This window comes from Bacteroides faecis (assembly GCF_020091505.1).
GTDB classification, from domain to species: Bacteria; Bacteroidota; Bacteroidia; order Bacteroidales; family Bacteroidaceae; genus Bacteroides; species Bacteroides faecis.
The window spans coordinates 5,610,899-5,634,098 of sequence record NZ_CP081916.1; the positions used below are offsets into that span (position 1 = coordinate 5,610,899).

Annotated in this window: 15 protein-coding genes; 7 read left to right on the forward strand and 8 right to left on the reverse strand. The window is 43.5% G+C overall.

Annotated elements, in window-relative coordinates:
* Window positions 1-48 precede the first annotated feature (48 nt).
* A complete protein-coding gene (locus K6V30_RS22280; RefSeq protein ID WP_022301136.1) occupies window positions 49-1,572 on the reverse strand; it encodes a GDSL-type esterase/lipase family protein in 1,524 nt (507 codons plus the stop codon).
* Between the two features lie 187 nt (window positions 1,573-1,759).
* On the opposite strand from K6V30_RS22280, the gene K6V30_RS22285 reads away from it, so the two are divergent.
* Window positions 1,760-3,214: a glycoside hydrolase family 10-like protein gene (locus K6V30_RS22285; RefSeq protein WP_010538966.1), complete on the forward strand. Its 1,455-nt coding sequence runs from the start codon at window positions 1,760-1,762 to the stop codon at window positions 3,212-3,214.
* Between the two features lie 936 nt (window positions 3,215-4,150).
* Window positions 4,151-6,712, forward strand: a complete 2,562-nt coding sequence (locus tag K6V30_RS22290) for a hypothetical protein (protein ID WP_055270213.1) — start codon at window positions 4,151-4,153, stop codon at window positions 6,710-6,712.
* On the opposite strand, the gene K6V30_RS22295 is transcribed toward K6V30_RS22290, so the two are convergent.
* The gene (locus tag K6V30_RS22295; protein ID WP_055270215.1) at window positions 6,700-7,887 is read right to left on the reverse strand and encodes a hypothetical protein; all 1,188 of its coding nucleotides are present in this window, start codon (window positions 7,885-7,887) and stop codon (window positions 6,700-6,702) included. The genes K6V30_RS22290 and K6V30_RS22295 overlap by 13 nt on opposite strands.
* Window positions 7,888-8,051: 164 nt before the next feature.
* On the opposite strand from K6V30_RS22295, the gene K6V30_RS22300 reads away from it, so the two are divergent.
* From K6V30_RS22300 to K6V30_RS22315, 4 genes are all read left to right on the forward strand, one after another.
* Entirely contained in the window at window positions 8,052-9,230 is a 1,179-nt protein-coding gene (locus tag K6V30_RS22300; protein WP_010538969.1) for an ATP-binding protein, read from the forward strand.
* Between the two features lie 12 nt (window positions 9,231-9,242).
* Window positions 9,243-9,752, forward strand: coding sequence for a magnetosome magnetite crystal formation protein family (locus K6V30_RS22305; RefSeq protein WP_010538970.1), 510 nt, complete (start codon window positions 9,243-9,245; stop codon window positions 9,750-9,752).
* A gap of 28 nt (window positions 9,753-9,780) precedes the next feature.
* The gene (gene nifJ / locus K6V30_RS22310; protein ID WP_055270217.1) at window positions 9,781-13,329 is read left to right on the forward strand and encodes a pyruvate:ferredoxin (flavodoxin) oxidoreductase; all 3,549 of its coding nucleotides are present in this window, start codon (window positions 9,781-9,783) and stop codon (window positions 13,327-13,329) included.
* A 124-nt stretch (window positions 13,330-13,453) separates the two neighbouring features.
* Window positions 13,454-13,642: a hypothetical protein gene (locus K6V30_RS22315; RefSeq protein ID WP_055270219.1), complete on the forward strand. Its 189-nt coding sequence runs from the start codon at window positions 13,454-13,456 to the stop codon at window positions 13,640-13,642.
* A gap of 12 nt (window positions 13,643-13,654) precedes the next feature.
* On the opposite strand, the gene K6V30_RS22320 is transcribed toward K6V30_RS22315, so the two are convergent.
* From K6V30_RS22320 to K6V30_RS22330, 3 genes are read right to left on the reverse strand one after another with little or no spacing between them, the layout of a single operon-like run.
* Window positions 13,655-14,500 carry a glycine betaine ABC transporter substrate-binding protein gene (locus tag K6V30_RS22320; protein WP_074759489.1) on the reverse strand — a complete coding sequence of 282 codons (846 nt, stop codon included), beginning with the start codon at window positions 14,498-14,500 and terminating at the stop codon, window positions 13,655-13,657.
* Window positions 14,501-14,554: 54 nt separating this feature from the next.
* On the reverse strand, window positions 14,555-15,385 hold the full coding sequence (locus K6V30_RS22325; protein ID WP_010538974.1) for an ABC transporter permease: 831 nt from the start codon (window positions 15,383-15,385) through the stop codon (window positions 14,555-14,557).
* A complete protein-coding gene (locus K6V30_RS22330) occupies window positions 15,382-16,608 on the reverse strand; it encodes a quaternary amine ABC transporter ATP-binding protein (protein ID WP_010538975.1) in 1,227 nt (408 codons plus the stop codon). Before K6V30_RS22330 ends, K6V30_RS22325 begins: the two co-directional genes overlap by 4 nt.
* Before the next feature lie 608 nt (window positions 16,609-17,216).
* On the opposite strand from K6V30_RS22330, the gene K6V30_RS22335 reads away from it, so the two are divergent.
* Window positions 17,217-18,371, forward strand: a complete 1,155-nt coding sequence (locus K6V30_RS22335; RefSeq protein WP_055270221.1) for a glycosyltransferase family 87 protein — start codon at window positions 17,217-17,219, stop codon at window positions 18,369-18,371.
* Here K6V30_RS22335 and K6V30_RS22340 read toward each other — a convergent pair.
* From K6V30_RS22340 to K6V30_RS22350, 3 genes are all read right to left on the reverse strand, one after another.
* Complete coding sequence (locus K6V30_RS22340; protein ID WP_055270231.1) at window positions 18,334-18,666, reverse strand: MGMT family protein; 333 nt, start codon at window positions 18,664-18,666, stop codon at window positions 18,334-18,336. The genes K6V30_RS22335 and K6V30_RS22340 overlap by 38 nt on opposite strands.
* Before the next feature lie 25 nt (window positions 18,667-18,691).
* Complete coding sequence (locus tag K6V30_RS22345) at window positions 18,692-21,436, reverse strand: substrate-binding domain-containing protein (protein WP_055270233.1); 2,745 nt, start codon at window positions 21,434-21,436, stop codon at window positions 18,692-18,694.
* 854 nt (window positions 21,437-22,290) lie between these two features.
* Complete coding sequence (locus K6V30_RS22350; protein WP_010538979.1) at window positions 22,291-23,178, reverse strand: carbohydrate kinase family protein; 888 nt, start codon at window positions 23,176-23,178, stop codon at window positions 22,291-22,293.
* Between the last annotated feature and the right edge of the window lie 22 nt (window positions 23,179-23,200).

Below are 23,200 nucleotides of genomic sequence, written 5' to 3' on the forward strand. Positions count from 1 at the left end.
GCAAATGATCCTGCTATTAGACGTTATTACAAATAAGGAAAGACTGAATTACGGTTCCTTCATCTCATCAACAGTTACGATTTTCCATTTATCCAAGTCTTTAATCTGGCCGCCTTTATTGCCTACCACCTCCGTGCTGTTGGCAGAAGACAAACCTATTCTTGCTTCAGGGGACAGTTCCAATGAATAATAACCTTCATCATCCGTAGGGGTCAGGAACAATGCATATTTAGGATCATGCACTCTCCAGTCGTCTCCGGGCTTGCCCACAATCACTTTATCTCCATTATTCATTACATGAAGGTTGGTCGCTATATTTCTGACACGGAGGATATGATACGTCAAATTTTCGATGCAAAACAACTGTGACTTCTTCTCCGAATCATATTTTGCGGCAGAAATCACTTTCGAATCCGGATTACAATCCAGTACCATACCGGTCGCTTTATTGACCAAATAGACCTGAGATACATTATCGGTTACATAAGGCATGTATTTTTCCTTGATAGTTACCGATTTCAGTTTGGCATCCTGTCCTCTCCATTGTACAGTCACTTTATGTTTGCCTTTTATCCGACGGTCGAAAAGAGCGGACTGCGTAGTGAAGTTCTTAGAGTCGGCACCCGAAACATCAATTGAAGCAAAAGGAATCGTTTCGGTATCCAGATAGAAGTCCAAGTATCCCGACTTAGTTTTATTCAATTGCACTTCAGCCTCTACTTTCTCATACGTAGGCAGCGAGCCGAAATGTACATCGAATGACAATCTCGTACCATTCTTCGCTTTTTCAATAGCACCATTCTTTATCTTCGCCTTCGAACCCGAAAGAGAAATATCCGAAGCAGCCACCGTTATCCCACCGGGGTTCATAACGAATTCACCCGTTATCGCTTTATACACTTCCTTCGCTATAATATAATGTCCTCTATGATCGGGATGCACCCAATCGTTGCCGCCCGGCATAAATTCCGGATGTCCCTTCAAAGGATTATACAGGTCTACACAGACCAGATTAAGTTCCTCCGCAATCTCTCTTACGGCAGGCTGAATATAATTCTTTGCTACATTGTCATCAAATGAACCAAGAAATCCCCCATCACCGTAATACATCGGAGGAGGCGTACAAATATAAATATCCGGTTTGGTAGACAAGGCTTGGAATTTAGCTATCAGTTTTTTATAGTCTGCCTTAAATGTTTCCTTACCATATTTTTCGAAGTTCTTCTTGTTGGCATCGTTTGCACCAAACTTAATAATGACAATATTAGGCTTATACTCCAGTGCTGCCGCGCATTGCTCAGAATTAATGTAAGCGAATTGATATTCATTAGGATTTTCAGGGGTAGTCGCGTCTTCTCTTAGTTTTATAAATACCCCGGAAGAGCCTTTACCAAATTTGGTGACTTCGTAATCATCACCGAGCATTTCAGCCAGAGGCATCGCGTAATAACCATAATCATTCGTTCCTCCGGTGATACTGTTTCCAACAGTGGCAACTCTAATCTTTCCTGTCTGGGCAGCCATACTTGCTGCAAACAAAAGACAGAGCGACACAGATAGTAGCTTTTTCATTCTTTTATTATCTTGTTATATTCATATTATTTTCATTTTCGCACCTTATTTAAAGACGTCCAAGAATGCAGATACCACTAATACAGAACCGGTAAATTTCTTCTAAAGAGTATTAAATAAAAGAGGAATAATCAATTTACAGACATTTTTGCTAGCTTTGCAAGGTTTAAAACAAAAAACAAAGAATATGTGCCGAACGATTCTCATTCTTTCACTTTTACTTCTTATCCTTCCGGTAAAAGCGCAGCCCAAGTACGAGGTTCGTGCAGCATGGATCACAGCTGTATATGGGCTGGACTGGCCTCGCACACGTGCTACTACCCCTCAGACCATTCGTAAGCAGAAGGAAGAACTGGTGGATATCCTCGACAAATTGAAAGCTGCCAATTTCAATACCGTTCTGTTTCAGACACGCACGCGGGGGGATGTGTTGTATCCTTCTTCTATCGAACCGTTCAATTCGATTCTGACCGGAAAGGTCGGAGGTAATCCGGGATACGATCCGTTGGCTTTTGCAATTGAGGAATGCCACAAGCGGGGAATGGAGTGTCATGCATGGATGGTGACGATTCCGTTAGGCAATAAAAAACATGTCGCTTCTCTCGGTAGTCAATCTGTCACCAAGCGGGTGAAAGATATCTGTGTGCCTTATAAAAACGAATATTTTCTTAATCCGGGACATCCGGCTACGAAAGAATATCTCATGAGACTCGTTCGGGAAGTGGTAGACCGTTATGATATAGACGGAGTACATTTCGACTACCTGCGCTATCCGGAGAATGCGCCTTTATTCCCCGACAAATACGATTTTCGCCGTTACGGCAAAGGACGTACTTTGGATCAATGGCGCCGGGACAATATTTCCGAAATCGTCCGGTACATATATAAAGGTGTAAAAGCCATGAAGCCATGGGTAAAGGTAAGTACTTGTCCCGTAGGCAAATACAGGGATACTTCCCGCTATTCTTCCCGTGGTTGGAACGCGTTTTATACGGTTTATCAAGATCCGCAAGGGTGGCTCGGCGAAGGCATTCAGGATCAGATATATCCTATGATGTATTTTCAGGGAAACAGTTTCTATCCTTTTGCGCTCGACTGGCAGGAACAGAGCAACGGACGACAGGTTATCCCGGGACTCGGCATCTATTTCCTCCATCCCGATGAAGGAAAATGGACACGCGATGAAGTGGATCGTCAGATTAACTTCATACGCAATCAGAAAATGGCAGGGGAAGGGCATTACCGTGTCAAGTATCTGATGGACAACACACAGGGAATTTATGACGAATTGATCGAGAATTTCTATGCCTACCCGGCATTACAGCCTCCGATGACATGGCTGGACAACGTTCCGCCATCTGCCCCCTCAACACTCAAAGTTACGTCCATCGACAACGGATATACCGAACTGAACTGGCAGGCAGCGACGGATAATGATCAACGGAATAAACCGATGTACGTGATTTATGCTTCCAATGAATATCCGGTAGATACAAAGAAAGCGGAAAATATTGTCGCACAAAGTATTCGTGAAACAAGTTATATTTATGCACCCATCCAGCCTTGGAATGCTAAAAAGTATTTTGCAGTAACAGCAATCGACCGTTGCGGAAATGAAAGTGCACCCGTATATGGAGATTAGTAGGAATTTCAGACAGCAATTACCACAATGCGACTTTTCCGATATTCACCAATTCCAATTTAGCAGTATCTTCAAAGAGTTCCCATTGCTTGAAACTAGAGTTCCATCAGCGTGAAACTGCAGTTCCATCAGTGAGAAACTAGAGTTTCATACGCTTGAAACTTTAGTTCCAAACGCTCGAAACTATCTGAAACTACTGTTGATTTGATTGACTTAACCGTATGTTCCAATCACATTGAACGCATCAGCTACTTCAACAATTCTGCTCTCTCAGAAAACATTAAATCATATATCAGTCAATAATACATAAATTCTCAGTCCTTAATACTTGATTTCTCAATTATTAATGTCTGAGAAATCAAACGTTAACAGTTGAGAAATCAGATATTAACATCCTATAAATCAATACTTAACAACATAAAAGTCTTGTTTATCGGGAAGATGCAGAGTGAGAGCAAGGACTTGCTCTCACTCTGCTACCATTGGATCTCTAACTGCTAAAACATCGATGAATAAAGGGATACAGACGAACAGTTAGAGCATGAGAGCAAAACTCATATTAAATTCACTGAGAGAGAAAACGGATGGCTAGAGAAGTTATGGCTATTAATCAGTAAGCTAAAACAATAAACAAAAACGAGCAAAATAGAACAGAATCATGTCAAAAGAAGTATAATTGTAAATCTCTCTGCCTAAAAGAGTAAGGAACTGTGACAAACTTTAAAATTGGCAGTAAAAGATACCTCTAAATCATTTATATTACTTACATTTGAGGTATGCTACTGAAACAAAAGAAACTTAATATACAAAATAATAACATTAACAATTGTAGCTCCGCTCAGCATCCGAAAGTTTTTACATACAAGAAGATGCTACAAAATTTACATCTATAAAAATTATCAACATTGATGTAACTGTATACAATTAAGAATATATATGAGCCACATCCACTTTATTCTCTTTCTCCTAGGCTACCTGACCATGCATCCGTTCGCTACAAAAGCAGCAGGAATCGACAGCCTATTTGCGCATTACTTCAACCATGCGCAAACCTTTGCCGACGCCTACCCTCGCGAGAAAGTACACCTGCATTTTGACAACACAAGCTATTATGCAGGCGACACCATTTGGTTTAAAGCGTATGTAGTGACGGCAGAGAACAACCAGCCAAGTACCATCAGCACCCCACTTTACGTAGAATTAATAGACCAGATGGGATACACTACAAATAAGCAAATCATAAAACTGGAGAATGGAGAAGGATACGGACAAATTCCACTAACAGAATACGTGCTGTCAGGATACTACGAAGTGCGGGCATATACCAAGTGGATGCTTGCCTTTAACGAAACACAATATTTCTCACGAACTTTCCCCATCTATCGCTGGCTCAGCGATAATCACCAAAAAGACCGAAGCATAGCCATGTACAACTGGGACCCTTCTTTCCGGCTACGTCCCAGAGAGAAAAAGAATAAACTTTCTCTCCATTTTTTTCCTGAAGGGGGACAATTAGTACAGGGGATCACGTCTGTAGTGGCTTTCAAAGCAGAAAGCAAAGATACAATCAATGTCTGCCTGTCTGGAGAAATTCAGCAAAACACGAATGTCACCTCTTTCGAAACACTTCACGAAGGCATGGGCTATTTTATGTATACGCCTGCAGCCGAGCCTTCCACCGCACACGTCATTTGGAATGATAAAAAATATAGTTTCAAACTACCGAAAGCACTGCCGGCAGGATATGTTCTCCGTGTAGAAAAGCGGGGCAATCAATACGAAATATGCGTCATGCGCAACGAACAAACAAGCAGGGAAGATACAGTTGCCGTGTTCTTCAGCCACCAAGGTCGCCCAATTACTTATCACATAGTAAAATGGGAAAATAAGAATACCAACCGTTTTCTGCTACCGACAGAAACACTTCCAACGGGAATTATGCAAGTTTCGCTCATCAACAGTCGGTGCGAAACATTATGCGAACGATTCTGCTATGTAATGCCTCAAAAGAATCCATTACAACTGAAAGTTCGCAGTAATACTATTTTGTACACTCCCTACGCTCCCATCGCTTGCCATCTCTCACTGAAAGACTCAACGGGAAATCCCGTAAAAGGAAAAATATCAGTCGCTATCCGTGACTGGGAAGCTTCCGATTATATGGAATATGACAACACCCTCTTCACAGATCTACTGCTCACATCAGATTTGAAAGGGTATATCCACCAGCCCGGCTATTACTTTGCAGACACTTCACCCCAACGGCTCAGAAAACTTGACTTATTGCTACTCATACACGGCTGGCGAAAATATGACATGCCCACAGCAATGGGCATTAAAGAATTTACGCCACGCTATCAACCGGAGAAGGAATTAACTCTGCATGGCCAAGTACTCTCTATCATATTGAAAAAAGCTCAGCCAGATATGGAAGTCAGCATTCTGACACGTACAGATAGTTTGTTTGCAGCGGGAATCACTTATACCGATTCAACAGGTTATTTTAACCTCCCCGTAATGCCTTTCGAAGAAACGATGGAAGCTATTTTCCAGACACATAAACCGGGAAAGCCTCGAAACCGTATGTGCCTTGTCAAGCTTTTCCGCAATTTCCAGCCAAGCTTGAGGATTTTAACCTACAACGAACTGAATCCGTTATGGAACAACTCAAACAAACTGGAGTGGCTGGCAAGATTTAATGACTCTGTCTACCAAGATTCTGTATTCGGATCAGACAGTCATTGGATCAGCGAAGTGACCATTAAAGCCAAAAAACGTCAACAAGACCTTAACACAATCCGCTTTGAACAGAGTGTGTTTGCCTTCTACGATGTAGAGCAACTGCTCGAAGAAGAACGGGATAAGGGAAAAGATTACATTACCATAAGTGACTTTTTAAAAGATATCAATTCCGGTATTATCAAGAAATATGGAGGCATAGAGGAATTTGTGAACGGCAAACACGACATCACATGGAAAGATGAAAGTATCAACGCCGTAAAATACATCATCTTTTGCAAAGGAGTCGGTGTACACAACATGTTGCAAGACAAGAATTTTGAAACGGGATATAGCCACATGCTTGACAATTACAAATATAATGATCGGGATTGGACAGAGCAACCACACAGTGAATATGGTCGTTGGGGAGTTATCTGCAACATCATCACCAAAGATGGTTGGAATCCACATCTAAGGTATGACTATACACGAGGTATACGCTACACCACCATAAAAGGGTACACACATCCGCTAGAATTTTATTCCCCCCAATATTTACCCAGCCAGCCACTTCCCTCAAATGACAGACGACGCACCCTCTACTGGAATCCAAATATAGAAACAGATGAAAACGGAGAGGCTACAATTCACTGCTTTAATGCAAGCAAATCCACCTTTCTCACTATCAGTGCTGAAACGATACACGATGGGCAACCGGCTAGCTTGAATATACATTCTATAGGATTAGATGAACCAAAAACAGATCATTTACAATAAAGAAACGCACAATACCGGCTTTGAGACGTCACCGGCACTAACGGCAAATACCCGGCACACACCCGATTATTCTCTACGGACAAAGGGAACGAAGCCGACATCTGCCGATGTTCCTCCAAAGCCTGACCGGCTAAAGGATAATAATCAATCCGAAAGACTCCTTCCGCATCCGCAGCCAAATAACGATCCGTCAAGAACCGTGCCACCACCCCCATATTCATTCGCAGATTAATTTCGACACAAGGATGAATCCGGTAAACAGGCGCTTCACCCGGAAAATGACAAATCATCATATCCACTCCCAAGTATCCATGATAAAAGCCACCGAACAAAGCTGATAATTCTTCTTCCAGACGAGTCCGCAGCCTGATAAATTCTTCTTGTGGCACATAAGCCGATAGTTTCTGCAGAATCTTCTCGTCAGACAGCAAGTCATTTCCCGCATACATCCCACTCCCACCCGTGTGGAAGACCGAATATCCGGCAAAAACAACCCGTCCTCTCCCATCGGCATAAAACTCCATAGCGAAATCTTCCACCTTGTTATATATAGGTTCGCCTACCACCCCACCCTGAGAAGCAGCGACACGGGCACACCAACCGGAAATAAAAGTTGTAAATATGCCTTTACACCAATTCAATCCTTTCCCGCTTCCGGAAAGCGGAGCTTTTAACAAACACACTTCCCGACCTTCGACGAACGCACTGCACTCCGCCAAAGTATTCAAATAAAAAGATTCTCCACAGAAGTATTCATTCAACCGCAACCCCGGCAACAACTTTACCGCCTGCAGACGATGTGAGTGTTCTCTCAGAATATTCATATAATCCGCAGAAGGTAGCTCCGCCTGATCTGCTCCCAATGTCATCAAACGCTTCCGCAAAGCAGGGTCCCAACCCCACGGAGAGAACTTCCGGTCCTTCCCGTCAGCCACTTCCGGTTCTGTCAACAATGCCACATCCATGCTCAATAGTTCACTCTTTGTTTTCAGGAAGTCCGCATTATAAGCAGACGGTGCCAACACCGCACTTCCCGCATCGGCATACCACATAGGAAGCAACGCCAGATCACTCGCCATCTGGCGGGCGGAAGCCGGCGCCATATAGTTCGTCTCACCGCTTGCCAACGCCATATCATGCTCCGGATTGAATATATAAACAGGTCTTTTCGTCATGTCAAAGATGGATTCAACACATTATTCTGCAAATATATACAGGAAATAATCAGGAACTTACACAATAAAGAGAAACTTATAAATTAAAGCACATTTTTGCTATCTCTACTTTGCAAATCCTAAAAAAAGCACTATATTTGCCAGCCGAAAAACAAAGAAAAGAAATGGAATCATTCTATCGCACACACGCCTACCTCGTTGAGCACACCAATGCCCCCGTTCGCCGTGATCTTATGGATGAGATCGACTGGAGCGACCGCCTGATTGGTATCAAAGGGACACGTGGCGTAGGAAAAACCACTTTCCTCCTACAGTACGCCAAAGAGAAATTCGGAACGGACCGTTCCTGCCTGTTCATTAACATGAACAACTTCTATTTCTCCGGACACAGCCTCGTTGACTTCGCCAACGAGTTTCAGAAACGTGGCGGAAAAGTGCTGCTGATCGACCAAGTGTTCAAGCACCCGGAATGGAGCAGAGAGTTACGAATGTGCTATGACCGTTTCCCCAGCCTGAAGATTGTCTTCACCGGTTCTTCCGTTATGAGGCTGAAAGAAGAAAATCTTGAATTGCGCGACATCGCAAAAAGTTATAACCTGCGTGGTTTTTCATTCCGCGAGTTTCTGAACTTACAGACAGGAATGAAATTCCGGGCGTATAGCCTCGAAGAAATCCTCAGCACACACGAACAGATAGCCAAAGGAGTACTTTCCAAAGTGCGTCCGCTGGACTATTTTCAGGATTACCTGCATCATGGCTTCTATCCTTTCTTCCTTGAAAAACGCAATTTCTCGGAGAATCTGCTGAAAACAATGAACATGATGGTAGAAGTAGACATCCTGCTGATCAAACAAATTGAGCTGAAATATCTTTCAAAGATAAAAAAATTACTATATTTGTTGGCTGTGGACGGCCCGAAAGCTCCTAACGTGAGCCAACTGGCAAGTGATATACAGACATCCCGCGCTACGATAATGAACTATATCAAGTATCTGGCAGACGCGCGTCTCATTAATCTGGTTTACCCGAAGGGAGAAGAATTCCCTAAAAAGCCGTCAAAGATTATGATGCACAACTCGAACCTGATGTACTCCATTTATCCGGTGAAAGTGGAAGAACAGGATGTACTCGACACTTTCTTCGTTAACACATTATGGAAAGACCATAAAGTACATAAAGGAGATAAAAACGTCTCTTTTATGGTAGACGAAGTGATGCCGTTCAAAATTTGCGCGGAAGGTGCAAAAATAAAGAATAACCCGGACGTGACGTATGCGTTGCAAAAGGCCGAAATAGGCCGCGGCAACCAAATACCTCTCTGGATGTTTGGATTCTTATACTAAAAAAACACGATTATGGATTACAGGAAGTTAGATGAATTGAACAAATTGCGCATATCAGGTGCACTGACAGATGAAGAGTTTGAACAAGAAAAACAGAAAATACTGAATAAAGAAACTCCCAAAGGAATATTGGGTCTTTCTGAAAACAGCTATATGGGAATAATGAATTTTGTACTTCTGATACCGACATGGGGATGGATTATTTCCATTATCGCGTGGATAGTCGGAAAAGATAAATCGGAAGCTGTCAGTACACAAGGAAAATATATATTCAACTGGTTAATCAGTTGGAGTATTTATACATTAATAATAGGACTTATATTTGCAGGACAGTTTATCGGTGGAATCATCGGGGCGATAGCCTCTCCATTATCATTGTTAAGCGGTTCTTTGTTCAACATAGGAACATTGCCTTTCGTCCTTTTATTCATCTTATACTTTGTGTTTCCAATTATCGGAGGCGTCAAAGGGCTGGACGGAAAGCTGTGGAAATACCCGCTTTCCATACCTTTTTTGAAATGATTTATTTACTTAAATATTTAATTTAGTTATGACTAAACAGAAGAAATTCATCACATGTGATGGTAACCAAGCTGCAGCACATATCTCGTATATGTTCTCTGAAGTAGCAGCTATCTACCCCATCACTCCTTCTTCGACTATGGCTGAGTACGTAGACGAATGGGCTGCCGCAGGACGTAAGAACATCTTCGGCGAAACAGTATTGGTACAGGAAATGCAATCTGAAGGTGGTGCTGCCGGTGCAGTTCACGGTTCTCTTCAGGCTGGTGCGCTGACTACTACTTACACTGCTTCTCAGGGTCTTCTTTTGATGATCCCTAACATGTACAAAATTGCCGGTGAATTCTTGCCTTGCGTATTCCATGTATCTGCCCGTACACTGGCTTCTCACGCATTGTGTATCTTCGGTGACCATCAGGACGTAATGTCAGCTCGTCAAACCGGCTTCGCCATGTTGGCAGAAGGTTCTGTACAGGAAGTTATGGATTTGGCAGGTGTTGCTCATCTGGCTACTATCAAATCACGCGTTCCGTTCATGAACTTCTTCGATGGCTTCCGTACTTCTCACGAAATCCAGAAGATCGAAATGTTGGAAAACGACGATCTCGCTCCGCTGATCGACCAGGAAGCTTTGGCTGAATTCCGTGCCCGTGCACTGAATCCGATGAAGCCGGTTGCCCGTGGTATGGCTGAAAACCCCGACCACTTCTTCCAACATCGTGAATCATGCAATAACTACTATGAAGCAGTTCCTGCTATCGTAGAAGAATACATGAACGAAATTTCCAAGATCACAGGCCGCAAATACGGTTTGTTCGACTATTACGGCGCAGAAGATGCAGAACGCGTAATTATCGCAATGGGTTCTGTAACTGAAGCTGCCCGCGAAGCTATCGACCACTTGGTAGCAAACGGCGAAAAAGTAGGTATGGTTGCCGTACACTTGTATCGTCCGTTCTCTGCTAAACACTTCCTGGCTGCTGTACCCAAGACTGCAAAGAGCATCGCAGTGCTTGACCGTACCAAAGAACCGGGTGCTAACGGTGAACCTCTTTACCTTGACGTTAAAGACTGCTTCTATGGCGCAGAAAATGCTCCTGTTATCGTTGGCGGTCGCTACGGTCTGGGTTCAAAAGATACAACTCCGGCACAGATCATCTCTGTATTCGAAAACTTGGCTATGCCAATGCCGAAGAACCATTTCACTATCGGTATCGTAGACGACGTTACGTTCACTTCCCTTCCTCAAAAAGAAGAAATCGCTCTGGGCGGCGAAGGTATGTTCGAAGCTAAATTCTACGGTCTGGGTGCTGACGGTACGGTAGGTGCCAACAAGAACTCTGTTAAGATTATCGGTGACAACACCGACAAACACTGTCAGGCTTACTTCTCTTACGACTCTAAGAAGTCAGGTGGTTTCACTTGTTCTCACCTGCGTTTCGGTGATACTCCGATCCGCTCTACTTACTTGGTAAATACGCCGAACTTCGTTGCTTGTCACGTTCAGGCTTACCTGCACATGTACGACGTAACACGCGGTTTGCGTAAAAACGGTTCTTTCTTGCTGAACACAATCTGGGAAGGTGAAGAACTGGCTAAGAACCTGCCTAACAAGGTGAAGAAGTACTTTGCACAGAACAATATCTCTGTATACTATATCAATGCAACTCAGATTGCAATGGAAATCGGTTTGGGTAACCGTACCAATACAATCCTTCAGTCTGCATTCTTCCGTATCACAGGCGTTATTCCTGTAGATCAAGCTGTTGAGCAGATGAAGAAATTCATCGTTAAGTCTTACGGCAAGAAGGGTGAAGACGTTGTTAACAAGAACTACGCTGCTGTAGACCGCGGTGGTGAATACAAGACTCTGACTGTCGATCCAGCTTGGGCTAACCTGCCGGATGATGCAAAAACAGAAAACAACGATCCTGCATTCATCAACGAAGTAGTTCGCCCGATCAATGCACAAGACGGTGACTTGCTGCCGGTATCTGCATTCAAGGGTATCGAAGACGGTACTTGGCATCAAGGTACTTCTAAATACGAAAAACGTGGTGTTGCCGCATTTGTTCCCGAATGGAATGCTGAAAACTGTATCCAGTGTAACAAGTGTGCATATGTTTGTCCTCACGCTTCTATCCGTCCGTTCGTACTCGATGCTGAAGAGCAGAAGGGTGCTAAGTTCGAACAACTGAAAGCTGTAGGTAAAGCATTCGATGGTATGACATTCCGTATTCAGGTAGACGTTCTCGACTGTCTGGGTTGCGGTAACTGTGCCGACATCTGTCCGGGTAATCCGAAGAAGGGTGGCAAGGCATTGACCATGAAACACCTCGAAAGCCAGTTGGCTGAAGCTGAAAACTGGACTTACTGCGCTGAAAATGTGAAGAGCAAACAACATCTGGTTGACATCAAGGCTAACGTGAAGAACTCTCAGTTCGCAACTCCGTTGTTTGAGTTCTCCGGCGCTTGCTCCGGTTGTGGTGAAACTCCGTACGTGAAACTGATTTCTCAGTTGTTCGGTGACCGCGAAATGGTTGCTAACGCTACAGGATGTTCTTCTATCTATTCCGGTTCAGTACCTTCTACTCCGTATACTACGAACGAAAAGGGTCATGGTCCTGCTTGGGCTAACTCACTGTTCGAAGACTTCTGCGAATTCGGTCTGGGTATGGAATTGGCTAACGAAAAGATGCGTGCCCGTCTGGTGAAAGTTATGAACGAAGCCATCGCTTCTGACTGCTGTCCTGCCGAGTACAAAGAGGTATTCGCTGAATGGATCAACAATATGCTGGATGCAGAAAAGACTAAGGAACTGGCTGAAAAGATCATTCCGATGGTTGAAGCTGCCAAGGATAAATGCAACCACTGCAAGCAAATCGCTGAACTGCAACAATATCTTGTTAAACGCAGCCAGTGGATCATCGGTGGTGACGGTGCTTCTTACGATATCGGTTATGGTGGTCTTGACCATGTAATCGCTTCAGGTAAGGACGTTAACATCCTTGTACTCGATACTGAGGTTTACTCTAACACTGGTGGTCAGTCTTCTAAAGCTACTCCGGTGGGTGCTATCGCTAAGTTTGCTGCTGCAGGTAAGCGTGTACGTAAGAAAGACCTCGGTCTGATGGCTACTACTTACGGTTATGTATATGTTGCTCAGATCGCTATGGGTGCTGACCAAGCTCAGACTCTGAAAGCTATCCGTGAAGCTGAAGCATATCCGGGACCATCATTGATCATCGCTTACGCTCCATGTATCAACCACGGTTTGAAAGCCGGTATGGGTAAGAGCCAGGAAGAGGAAGAAAAGGCTGTTAAGTGCGGTTACTGGCACTTGTGGCGTTACAATCCTGCTTTGGAAGAAGAAGGAAAGAATCCGTTCCAATTGGACAGCAAAGAACCGAATTGGGAAGACTTCCAAGGTTTCTTGAAGGGTGAAGTTCGTTATGCTTCTGTAATGAAACAATATCCTGCTGAAGCTGAAGAATTGTTCAAAGCTGCTGAAGAAAATGCTAAATGGCGTTACAACAGCTACAAACGTCTTGCCAGAGAAAACTGGGGTGCTGAATAATAAGTAGAAATACTCCAATCTATATAAAAGGCAGGAATCTTGAAAACAGATTCCTGCCTTTTTTGTTTATATCTTAGAAGTAACGACTACTTCTCACGAAGATAATCACTAAAACTCAAAAGATATGATTGGATTTATTATTTGGATTGTCGGTTTGATACTGACTTTCAGAGCCGCTATAGAAATTTGGAACATCAATGCAGCTATAGAGAAAAGACTCATAGCTATCGTGTTAATCGTCCTGACCAGTTGGGTGGGATTACTTTTCTACTACTTCTACGGAAAAGAAAGAATGGGGGGATGGTTGAAGTAAAACTTCATCCATTTAGTTCATAGCCGGATTCTTCTCAGGAATCCAACTGTCAACTAATTCTTTATGTTCCTCCATCCATTTACGGGCAGCCTGTCTTTCCGTTGTCCGGGCTTCTTCCAGAGCAGTCATTAAAGAACTGATCTCCGCGTCTGTCAGGCGGATATTTCTCAGAAGTCTGGCAGCAAAAGGGTCTTTCTCGCTAAAACCTTTCCATGCTACAGTATGAATGGACTCCGCATTGCCATATATATGTTTAGGGTCTTGGAGCACCTTCAGTTTAAAACGGTCGAACATCCAGTGAGGCGTCCATCCTGTTACAACAATCCAGTCGTTTCTATCAATCGCCTTCTTTAGTGAGGCAGTCATGGCAGGTCCGCTCGAAGTCAGCAGTTTATAGTCCAGTCCATAATCTTTGATGGCCTGATCAGTAGCTTTCATAATACCGGCTCCTGCATCGATGCCGACAATCTGACCGGAGAAACGTTCTTTTTCTGCATTCAGTTCTTCTATCGAGTTGATAGTAACGTAATCCGGAACAACAAGTCCGATACGGGCGCTATCATAAATATCACCGATCGTTTCGAGTTTGTCTCCATATTGTTTCATATAATCTTCCATGGTGACAGGCATCCAGACGTCCATGAATATGTCGGCTTTCTTACGGGAGATAGAAGTAAATATAGGTGCAAGGTCTGCATTCAATAACTTCACATCATATCCCTGATCCTCAAAAATTGCTTTAGCAAGGTTTGTTATAGCGATACCTTCCGCCCAGTTGGCATAGGCGATACTTATCTTCTTATTCTTTCCACTATCGCCGCAGGAAACTACGGTGAACAGCAGAGCGGCAATAAACATAGCCGCTATCGTTTTTATCTTATTCATTGATATATTCCTTTCTTTTATGCGTTCTTATTTCTTTTTATTCTTTCTGTTGTCTGCCATTCCCTGAGTAATCCGGTCCAGTACAATCGCTAATATTACGACTGCAATACCTCCTTCAAATCCGAGCCCGATTTTCATTTGAGTGATACCTTTCAGTACGATTTCTCCCAATCCTCCGGCAGAAATCATGGCAGCAATCACTACCATTGAGAGTGACATCATGATCGTCTGATTTATTCCTGTCAGGATGGTAGGCAACGCCAAGGGCAACTGTACTTTATAAAGCAACTGCCAAGGGGTGGCACCAAAAGAACGGGAAGCCTCTACCACATTTTTAGGCACCTGACGGATACCCAGACCGGTGAGACGAACCACAGGAGGCATCGCAAAGATGATGGTAGCGAAAGCTCCCGGCACAGTACCCAATCCGAAAAACAGGACAGCAGGAATCAGATAGACAAAAGCAGGCATTGTCTGCATAAAGTCGAGGATAGGGCGCATTATCTTGTTACAACGGTCACTGTTGGCAGTCCAGATCCCCAACGGCACCCCTAAAAGCAATGCCAGACAGGTGGAAGAAAGCACTAATGCCAGTGTCTGCATCGTTTCTTCCCAAAAGCCCATACCATAGATTAATAATAAGCCCAAAAGAGTAAAGAGGGCCGTTCCTTTGCCCGACTTGAACCAGGCAAGCGCAGCCAATACTGCGATTGTAATATAAAAAGGTATTCCGAACAGCACATGCTGGAATCCATCTATAAATCCTCCGATCCCCATACTGAGAGCATCAAAGAATGAAGCAAAATGTTCTGTCAGCCAATTAATGGCCATCTCTATATATTGTCCGATATTTATCATAATTCTATTGCGTTTTGAATGATTTCATTAATTTCTTCTTTATCTTTTCCCGTTACTTCGATGATCAGTGACGAAAGAGGCACAACGCCTTCAAATTCCCGGTTCTCATTCACCACCCAAATAGGCGAATTTGTTTTTGTCATCAATGGCAAAATATCTTCCAGAACCGTGTCACCCAATACCGAATGCACTTCATGCCTTACTACGGAATCGATGGAGCGGACTTGCTCCTTTCGCAGTTTCAGCAAGTCATTCAACCGCACTTCTCCTACCAGTATATCATTGGAATCGACAACCGGAAGAACAGTCAGGTTACGTTCACGCATCTTACGGATCAGTACCTCCGGACCTTCTTTCTTCAAACGTGCCACTATGGGTTTATCTACCATAATGGAGGAAGCCGTAATAATCTTGCTTCGATCTACGTTTTCTACAAATCGTTCCACATAAGCGTCAGCCGGTTCGGTCAGGATTTCTTCCGACGTACCGATTTGTACAATTTCCCCATCCTTCATGATGGCAATCCGGTCACCCAATTTAATCGCTTCGCTCAGGTCATGAGTGATAAAGACAATTGTTTTCTTCATCTTCGATTGTAAAGTCAGCAATTCATCCTGCATCTGCACACGAATCAAAGGATCGAGCGCGGAGAAAGCCTCATCCATCAACAGCACTTCGGGGTTATTGGCTAAAGCACGTGCCAAACCCACACGTTGCTGCATCCCTCCCGACAGTTCGCTTACCATCTGATTTTCGTAACCTTTCAGTCCCACCAACTGCATGCTCTCCATCGCCTTCTTTTCCCGCTCTCCTTTTTTCACTCCCTGCAACTCGAGCCCGAAAGCAATATTGTGCAAAACGGAGCGATGAGGAAGCAGACCGAAGTTCTGGAAGACCATCGCCAACTCTTTTCGACGAATCTGCAACAGTTCTTTATCCGACACCTTGGCTATGTCTGTTCCATTGATAATCACTTCACCGGAGGTGGGACGAATCAAGCGGTTGATGCAGCGAAGCAACGTGGACTTTCCACTACCGGAAAGCCCCATAATGACGAATATTTCGCCTTCATTAATGGAAAGATTCGCATCTTTCACCGCAACCGTACACCCGGTCGCTTTCAATATTTCACTTTTAGTTTTACCTTCTTTCAGCATCTTCAAAGCTTTCTGCTTCTCATTGCCAAAAACCAGATAAAGATCTTTAATTTCTATTTTACTCATACAATAAAATGGTTTAGGTTATTAAAATAATATACACAGCAAAATAAGAACAAACGATAACAGAAATCTTTCTTTATATCGTATAAAGTTCTGATTTGAATACGGGGCAAATTACAATGACTCCCGAAATAATTAATAAAATGATTATTGACAGACTGAGTAATTAAAAAAGGAATAGAATTTGATAAGATAATCCTTTCAATGAATAGCAAAAAAATAGCATTTCGTAAGTACAAAAACAGTCTGTTCTAGTATCTTGCTGGCACAAAGATACGAAAAACGGATTAAACATGCAAATTTTATTCAGGAGCAAGGTCGTATCGAAAGCTTTATTTGTAATGATACGAAAAGACATCCGATCCCTATCTCCCTATCACTCAACACAATAAAGCAAACAGGCAGATTAATATAAAATAAGTTTGAATATTTCACTTAAACACCGTATATTTGACACCGATAACTAAACTAGATTCTATATGTTCAACAGGTTTACTACAATTTTCCTGGGGAAGGATAATTGTCATTACACAACAAAAGAAAAACAAACAGGTTCTGCTACACTAGACGGCAAAAGCCAAGTTCAGTACTTTAGTAAAACACCCCCAAAAATGCCGTTTTTCTATCATCGGCGGAATCTCTATCTGATAGGTTTCCTGCTCGCTTTTATAGTGACTCTGCTCGAATTTATGCGAGGAAGGCATCAAAACTTTATGGTCTTTTCCGATGCGACTCAGTTCTTCTGGCAAGGAATCAGTCCTTACACTACCGATTTTGTAGAATTTCACGGACGCTTCTTTCTTTATTCTCCTGTTTTCACGGTACTGTTCGCTCCGTTTGCGTACCTGCCTGCATGGCTGGGACCTTTCGCATGGAATCTATTCAATTATTCACTGTTCTTTCTGGCGATCTTCACTCTTCCCAGACAATTTACCCATCAGCAAAAATGCCGTATGTTCCTTTTTCTGTTGCTGATTCTGGGACAAAGCCTGCTTTCATTCCAGTATAATATAACGGTAGCCTGCATGTTCTTATTTGCCTATACATTGCTGGAGAAAGACCGGGGATTTCTGGCTGTTCTTTTAATCATGATTTCAGGATGTACCAAAGTATATGGTATTTTCGAACTGGCACTGCTGCTATGTTATCCTCACTTTTGGCGTAACTTAGGTTATGCCGTCGGAACAGGCATCGTATTGCTTGCGTTACCTTTAATCAAAATAGCTCCTATAGATTTGTTTCCTTATTATGAAGAATGGTGTCATAGTCTTGCTGTCCATCAGTCCACCGGAGCGTATGATTCATTTTTCTATGCCCGCCCCATTGCAGCGTGGACATTACCCCATTTCCGTACTCTTCAGCTAGGAATGCTCGGTCTGCTGACTCTTCTCTTTTTGGGGAATTTCCGCAAATGGCCATCCTTTACATTCCGCGCCCAGGCTTTGGGTATCCTCATGGGATGGGTGGTATTGCTGAGTGACTCTGCCGAAAAGCATACCTACATCATAGCATTGGCAGGTTTCATGCTGTGGTATTGGAGCAGGACAACACGCACAATGACAGACAAGATTCTGTTCTGGTCATGCTTTGCACTGCTATGTGTCGTACCTATCGACCTGTTTGTTCCTGTTCCCGTCAGAACATTCATCACCAGAACCTTATGGCTTCATGTATGGGTATTCTTTATAGTATGGATACGGATGATATGGCTCACCTTCATGGTATCTCTCATTCATCCGCCTGCCACAGATGCTCTTTCAGATTAACACATCCGTTAGCCTTGAAAGCAGTTCCTTCTGCCAGCAAGAGTTGTTTTTGTTCCACCCATCCGGGCACCAGCCTTCCGGCGGAATTGACAACTCTATGGCAGGGAACCAGCAACCCATCCGGTACTTCTTTTAGAGCGCGTCCTACCATCCGCGAACATTGAGGTACCCCCAAAAGCAAGGCAATACCTCCATAAGTAGATACTTTTCCCACAGGTATCTGGGAGATAACTTCGTACACTTCCTTCCGAAAAGAGTCGGAAAAGCTCTCTTTATCTACTTTATAATCTTTCATATTTCTTTGTATCCTGTTCATCAAACTATCCTTTCCTTTTCAGGAAATCCGTCGGACTCTCTCCGAACTGCTCTTTATAGCATTTGGTAAAATAAGAAGGTGAACTGAAACCTACTTCATAACCAATCTCCGCCACAGTCATGTCCGAAGAGGCGAGTAAAGAAGCCGCTTTCTTTAAACGGGCAATTCGGAGCAATTCGTTCGGAGAATAATTAGTCAACGATTTAATCTTGCGGTAAAGCTGTACACGGCTGAGCCCCATCTCTTTACCCAAATCCTCCACATTCAGACCGGAATCTCCCATCTTCTCCTCAATCAACGACTTGAATCTCTCTACAAAATCCTTGTCCATGTCACAGACATCTTCCTTCGCCAACGTCTGCCCGTCACCAAAGAACTGCTTCAGACGACGATGAGAATCGATCAGATTGCGGACACGTGCCATCAGTAACTGCGAACTGAACGGTTTGGATATATAAGAATCCGCACCACCGTCATATCCCTGAATACGTTGTTCGTCCAGCGAACAGGCAGTCAGCAGAATAACCGGAATATGACAAGTCTGTAACTCACTTTTCAGTCGGCGGCAACATTCAATACCATCAATACCCGGCATCATCACATCGGAAATGATCAGGTCGGGAACATACTTCATAGCCTTGCGGATACCTTCGGAACCGTCTGCCGCTTCAATCACCGTATAATCTGTGTGTAACAGCGTATGAACATACGAACGGATATCCTCATTATCGTCAATGACCAGCACGGACGGTTTGGAAGAATCATATCCTTTTACCAGTTCTTCCTCTTCGGTCAACAAAATATCCGTTGTGCGGGAGTCCGGAGAAACAAGGATATCATCCGGTTCGGTGGCAACCGTCTCACAAGACTGTACAGGTAATTCAACTGTAAAAATCGTGCCCAGCTTTTCATCACTCTCCACAGCGATTGTTCCTCCATGCATTTCTACGAAAGCTTTCACCAATGCCAATCCGATTCCAGAACCGGCATGGTGCATATCGATCTTATAGAAACGGTCGAAAACATTGCGGATATGTTCAGCGGAAATCATAGAACCGGTATTTGCCACTGTAAAACGTATCCATCGCTTGTCTTCTTTATTAAGTGAGGAGAGGCGGACAGCGATCTTTCCGTTTTCCGGTGTAAACTTAAAGGCATTGGACAGGAGATTGAAATAAATACGTTCCAGCTTTTCCATATCTGCCAATGTATGATAATCTGTCTCCGGCATAGAATCAAAAGAGAAATGAATATGCTTCTTACGGGCTGCCGCCTGAAAAGATTCATTCCACCCTTCGAAAGAAGAAAGGATATCCACAGAAACCGGAGTAAATTCCATCTTCCCGTTCTCATATTTACGGAAATCCAGAATCTGATTAACCAGACGCAGCAGGATATTCACATTCCGCTGAATCAGCATGAGCATCCGGTGCTGGTCGCCACTCAAAGTCTTATCCGCCAATAAATGCTCTACCGGATCGGCAACCAATGTCAGCGGAGTACGAAAATCATGAGATATATTTGTAAAAAACACCAGTTTGGCATGGGTCGCTTCTTCCAGCTGGTGAGAAAGCTGTATCAATTGGTCACGCTGCTCTTCCAGTTTGTCACGCTGCTCTTCCAACTGCTGCTTCTGTTGGAAGAGTTCCTTATTCAGACGGTTCTTGGAGCGAAGTGATTTATAAACGACCAACAATAGCCCTGCCACCAGCAACAGAATAACCAAACTGCCATACATGACGACTTGTTGCGTAGCTACGCGGGAAAGATAACCGCCGATACGTCCGTTGAGTGTTTCAATTTTATTGTCGAGTTCAGAGATATGTGTAGTCTGCAACTGCATGACATGTGCGTTGGTACGGTCGACAACGGCGGTATTCATCACCGTTTCTTTGGGATAGGGTCTCTTTTCAAGAATATTCATGGCCAGTTGCATCACCTTATCGCCATTGGTAGGATAGATAAAAGTAGCATCCAGCACACTGTCGAGTACCAGTTCCAGCCCATTTCCTTTGCCCGGCAAGGCGTCTATACCCACAAAAATCATTTCTTTTTCCCGGCCCGCTTTCTTGGCTGCCTGATAGGCTCCCGGAGCAATACGGTCATTATGAGCATACACGGCATCAATCTTGGGATGGTGCCGGAGCATGCTGTCCATTTCTATTTCTGCCGGACCACGTTCCCATGCAGCATCGGCTTTATCAATCAGTTTGATATCCGGAAATTTACTGATAGCAGCCATAAATCCCTGATGCCGTTCCATCGCGGGAGTCGAACCGCTCAATCCGGTAAGTTCCACCACATTTCCTTTCCCTTCGAGGCGGGAGGCAATATAGTTTCCTACCGAACGACCGATTTCATAATTATCGGCACCAATATAAGCAGTATATTTATCCGAAAGAATCTTACGGTCCACAAGGATAACGGGGATACCTCTCTGATAGGCTTCTTCTACAATCGGAGTCATAGGAGCTGCTTCGTTAGCGGAAATAATCAGCAGATCGACTCCCTCATCCATAAAATAATGGACATCTTCCGCCTGCTTACTGTTATCGTCTCCCGCCGAACGGATCTCTACCGAAACACCTTCATAAAACATCGCTTCCCGAAGAATCTCATCATTCATTTTATGTCGCCAGGAATCGTCGCTGCATTGTGCTACACCAATACGGAAATGAGGAGCATCTTGTCGACACGCTGTCAACCAAACCAAACAAAATAATAGAGGTATCCATTTACTGTATTTCATCTTTTCGTATTCTTTTCTGTCATCCAACTATTCTTTCCATCAGTATACAGAGATTTACTACCTCACCTCTGAAAACCAAACAAGCTGATGGAGAACAAAAATAAAAAATAAAACTGTGAAGTCCACTAACTATCACTAAATTATTCACTTATAAAAGTGAAGAAAAACGAGATTTACTCCTTCAGCATTTATTAAGAAAAGTATAAAGGGTAAACCAAACACTTAATCTATGTTATAAAACAGGCTTATTTATTTGGATTATTTGCTAATTTCACAGAAGCCCGTATCTTTGCAATGTGTTTTTCATAGTATTAGATTTAAGGTTAACAAAGGTTGGAGCAAGGCGTTGCTCCTTTTTTTATGTCCGTACCTCACCTAGATCATACGTTTTCCTGGATCAATCCGCCCCCGGTTGTTTTCTGTTTGTTTCTTTCGAATCGGAAAAGAATATATTTAGGCACGGATTACACGGATTAACACGGTTGTTTTACGTAATCATAGCACTAAAACCGTGTTAATCCGTGTAATCCGTGCCTAATCCTCAATTTATAATTTAGTTCATTTCGAATCGGTTTTGAATGAAGAATGAAGAATTACTTTGCAGCATGATAGTGCAGCCAATTCATCATTTCGGTACAGTATGGAGCTTAAACCGGATTTTCGGACTGATCTGTTTTTTCCCACTCCTTCTCCGGCTTCCCATCAATAGTGTAACATTTCCAACACCCTGTCCGATATCCGTTCTTGTATTCACCACTTCCGGCAAATTTCGGGGAGGGGGATAATTACCTCAAAAGACAAGGGCAGGTCTCTGTTTAAAAGATCTGCCTTTGCCCTTATATTCAAAAGAAAGATTACCTCAACCGTTCTTTCAAGACTGCAGGAAGTTCAGGCATCGCCCCGCTCTGCGTACAAACGTAAGCGGAAACTTCAACAGCCAGTTTGTGCGCTTCGGGAACCGACTTGCCATTCAGGATGGAAGCACAGAAAGCAGCGGTAAAGGAGTCACCCGCCCCTACCGTATCAGCTACTGGAACTTTCGGAGTTTCCTGGAAAGAGACAACTCCCGGAGTAAATACATAGCTGCCATTGATACCACAAGTCAGAATCAGCATTTTCAGATTGTATTTTGCCAGCAGAATCCAGCACTTGTCCTGTAAGTCGATACCGGGATAACCGAACATACGGCTGATAGTTATCAGTTCTTCATCATTTATTTTCAGGATGTTGCAGCGTTTAAAAGATTCACGCAATACTTCTTTCGTATAAAAGTCCTGACGAAGATTGATATCGAATATCTTCAACTGCCCGTCTATATCAGGCATCGTATCGAGGAAACGGTTGATCGTAGCACGGCTTACTTCATTGCGCTGCGCCAGCGAACCGAAACAAACAGCACGTGTATTCAAAGCAAGGCGTTTCAATTCGTCCGTGAAAGGAATATTGTCCCATGCCACACCTTCTTTAATCTCATAACAGGGAACGCCTTCACCATCCAGTGTCACCTGTACCGTACCGGTAGGATAATCAACCTGTTCGATCTGTGTCTTCAGATTCTTTTCTTTGAATACTTTCAGAATTTCGTCGCCCAGTTCATCTCTGCCTACCGCACTAACCACGCGGCTGTCGAAACCGAACTGTGATACATGATAAGCGAAGTTTGCCGGAGCTCCGCCTATTTTCTTTCCCTCGGGCAATACATCCCATAATGCTTCGCCCATTCCTACGATTATATTATTCATGATCTACGGATTTAATTGTTTT

What these genes read in the sequence shown, in the direction of transcription:
- K6V30_RS22280 (WP_022301136.1), bottom strand. Translation starts at nt 1,572, where the DNA reads ATGAAAAAGCTACTATCTGTGTCGCTCTGTCTTTTGTTTGCAGCAAGT.
- K6V30_RS22295 (WP_055270215.1), bottom strand. Translation starts at nt 7,887, where the DNA reads ATGACGAAAAGACCTGTTTATATATTCAATCCGGAGCATGATATGGCG.
- K6V30_RS22325 (WP_010538974.1), bottom strand. Translation starts at nt 15,385, where the DNA reads ATGATAAATATCGGACAATATATAGAGATGGCCATTAATTGGCTGACA.
- K6V30_RS22285 (WP_010538966.1), top strand. Translation starts at nt 1,760, where the DNA reads ATGTGCCGAACGATTCTCATTCTTTCACTTTTACTTCTTATCCTTCCG.
- K6V30_RS22320 (WP_074759489.1), bottom strand. Translation starts at nt 14,500, where the DNA reads ATGTTTATTGCCGCTCTGCTGTTCACCGTAGTTTCCTGCGGCGATAGT.
- K6V30_RS22315 (WP_055270219.1), top strand. Translation starts at nt 13,454, where the DNA reads ATGATTGGATTTATTATTTGGATTGTCGGTTTGATACTGACTTTCAGA.
- K6V30_RS22305 (WP_010538970.1), top strand. Translation starts at nt 9,243, where the DNA reads ATGGATTACAGGAAGTTAGATGAATTGAACAAATTGCGCATATCAGGT.
- K6V30_RS22335 (WP_055270221.1), top strand. Translation starts at nt 17,217, where the DNA reads ATGCCGTTTTTCTATCATCGGCGGAATCTCTATCTGATAGGTTTCCTG.
- K6V30_RS22350 (WP_010538979.1), bottom strand. Translation starts at nt 23,178, where the DNA reads ATGAATAATATAATCGTAGGAATGGGCGAAGCATTATGGGATGTATTG.
- K6V30_RS22300 (WP_010538969.1), top strand. Translation starts at nt 8,052, where the DNA reads ATGGAATCATTCTATCGCACACACGCCTACCTCGTTGAGCACACCAAT.
- K6V30_RS22340 (WP_055270231.1), bottom strand. Translation starts at nt 18,666, where the DNA reads ATGAAAGATTATAAAGTAGATAAAGAGAGCTTTTCCGACTCTTTTCGG.
- K6V30_RS22290 (WP_055270213.1), top strand. Translation starts at nt 4,151, where the DNA reads ATGAGCCACATCCACTTTATTCTCTTTCTCCTAGGCTACCTGACCATG.
- nifJ (WP_055270217.1), top strand. Translation starts at nt 9,781, where the DNA reads ATGACTAAACAGAAGAAATTCATCACATGTGATGGTAACCAAGCTGCA.
- K6V30_RS22345 (WP_055270233.1), bottom strand. Translation starts at nt 21,436, where the DNA reads ATGAAATACAGTAAATGGATACCTCTATTATTTTGTTTGGTTTGGTTG.
- K6V30_RS22330 (WP_010538975.1), bottom strand. Translation starts at nt 16,608, where the DNA reads ATGAGTAAAATAGAAATTAAAGATCTTTATCTGGTTTTTGGCAATGAG.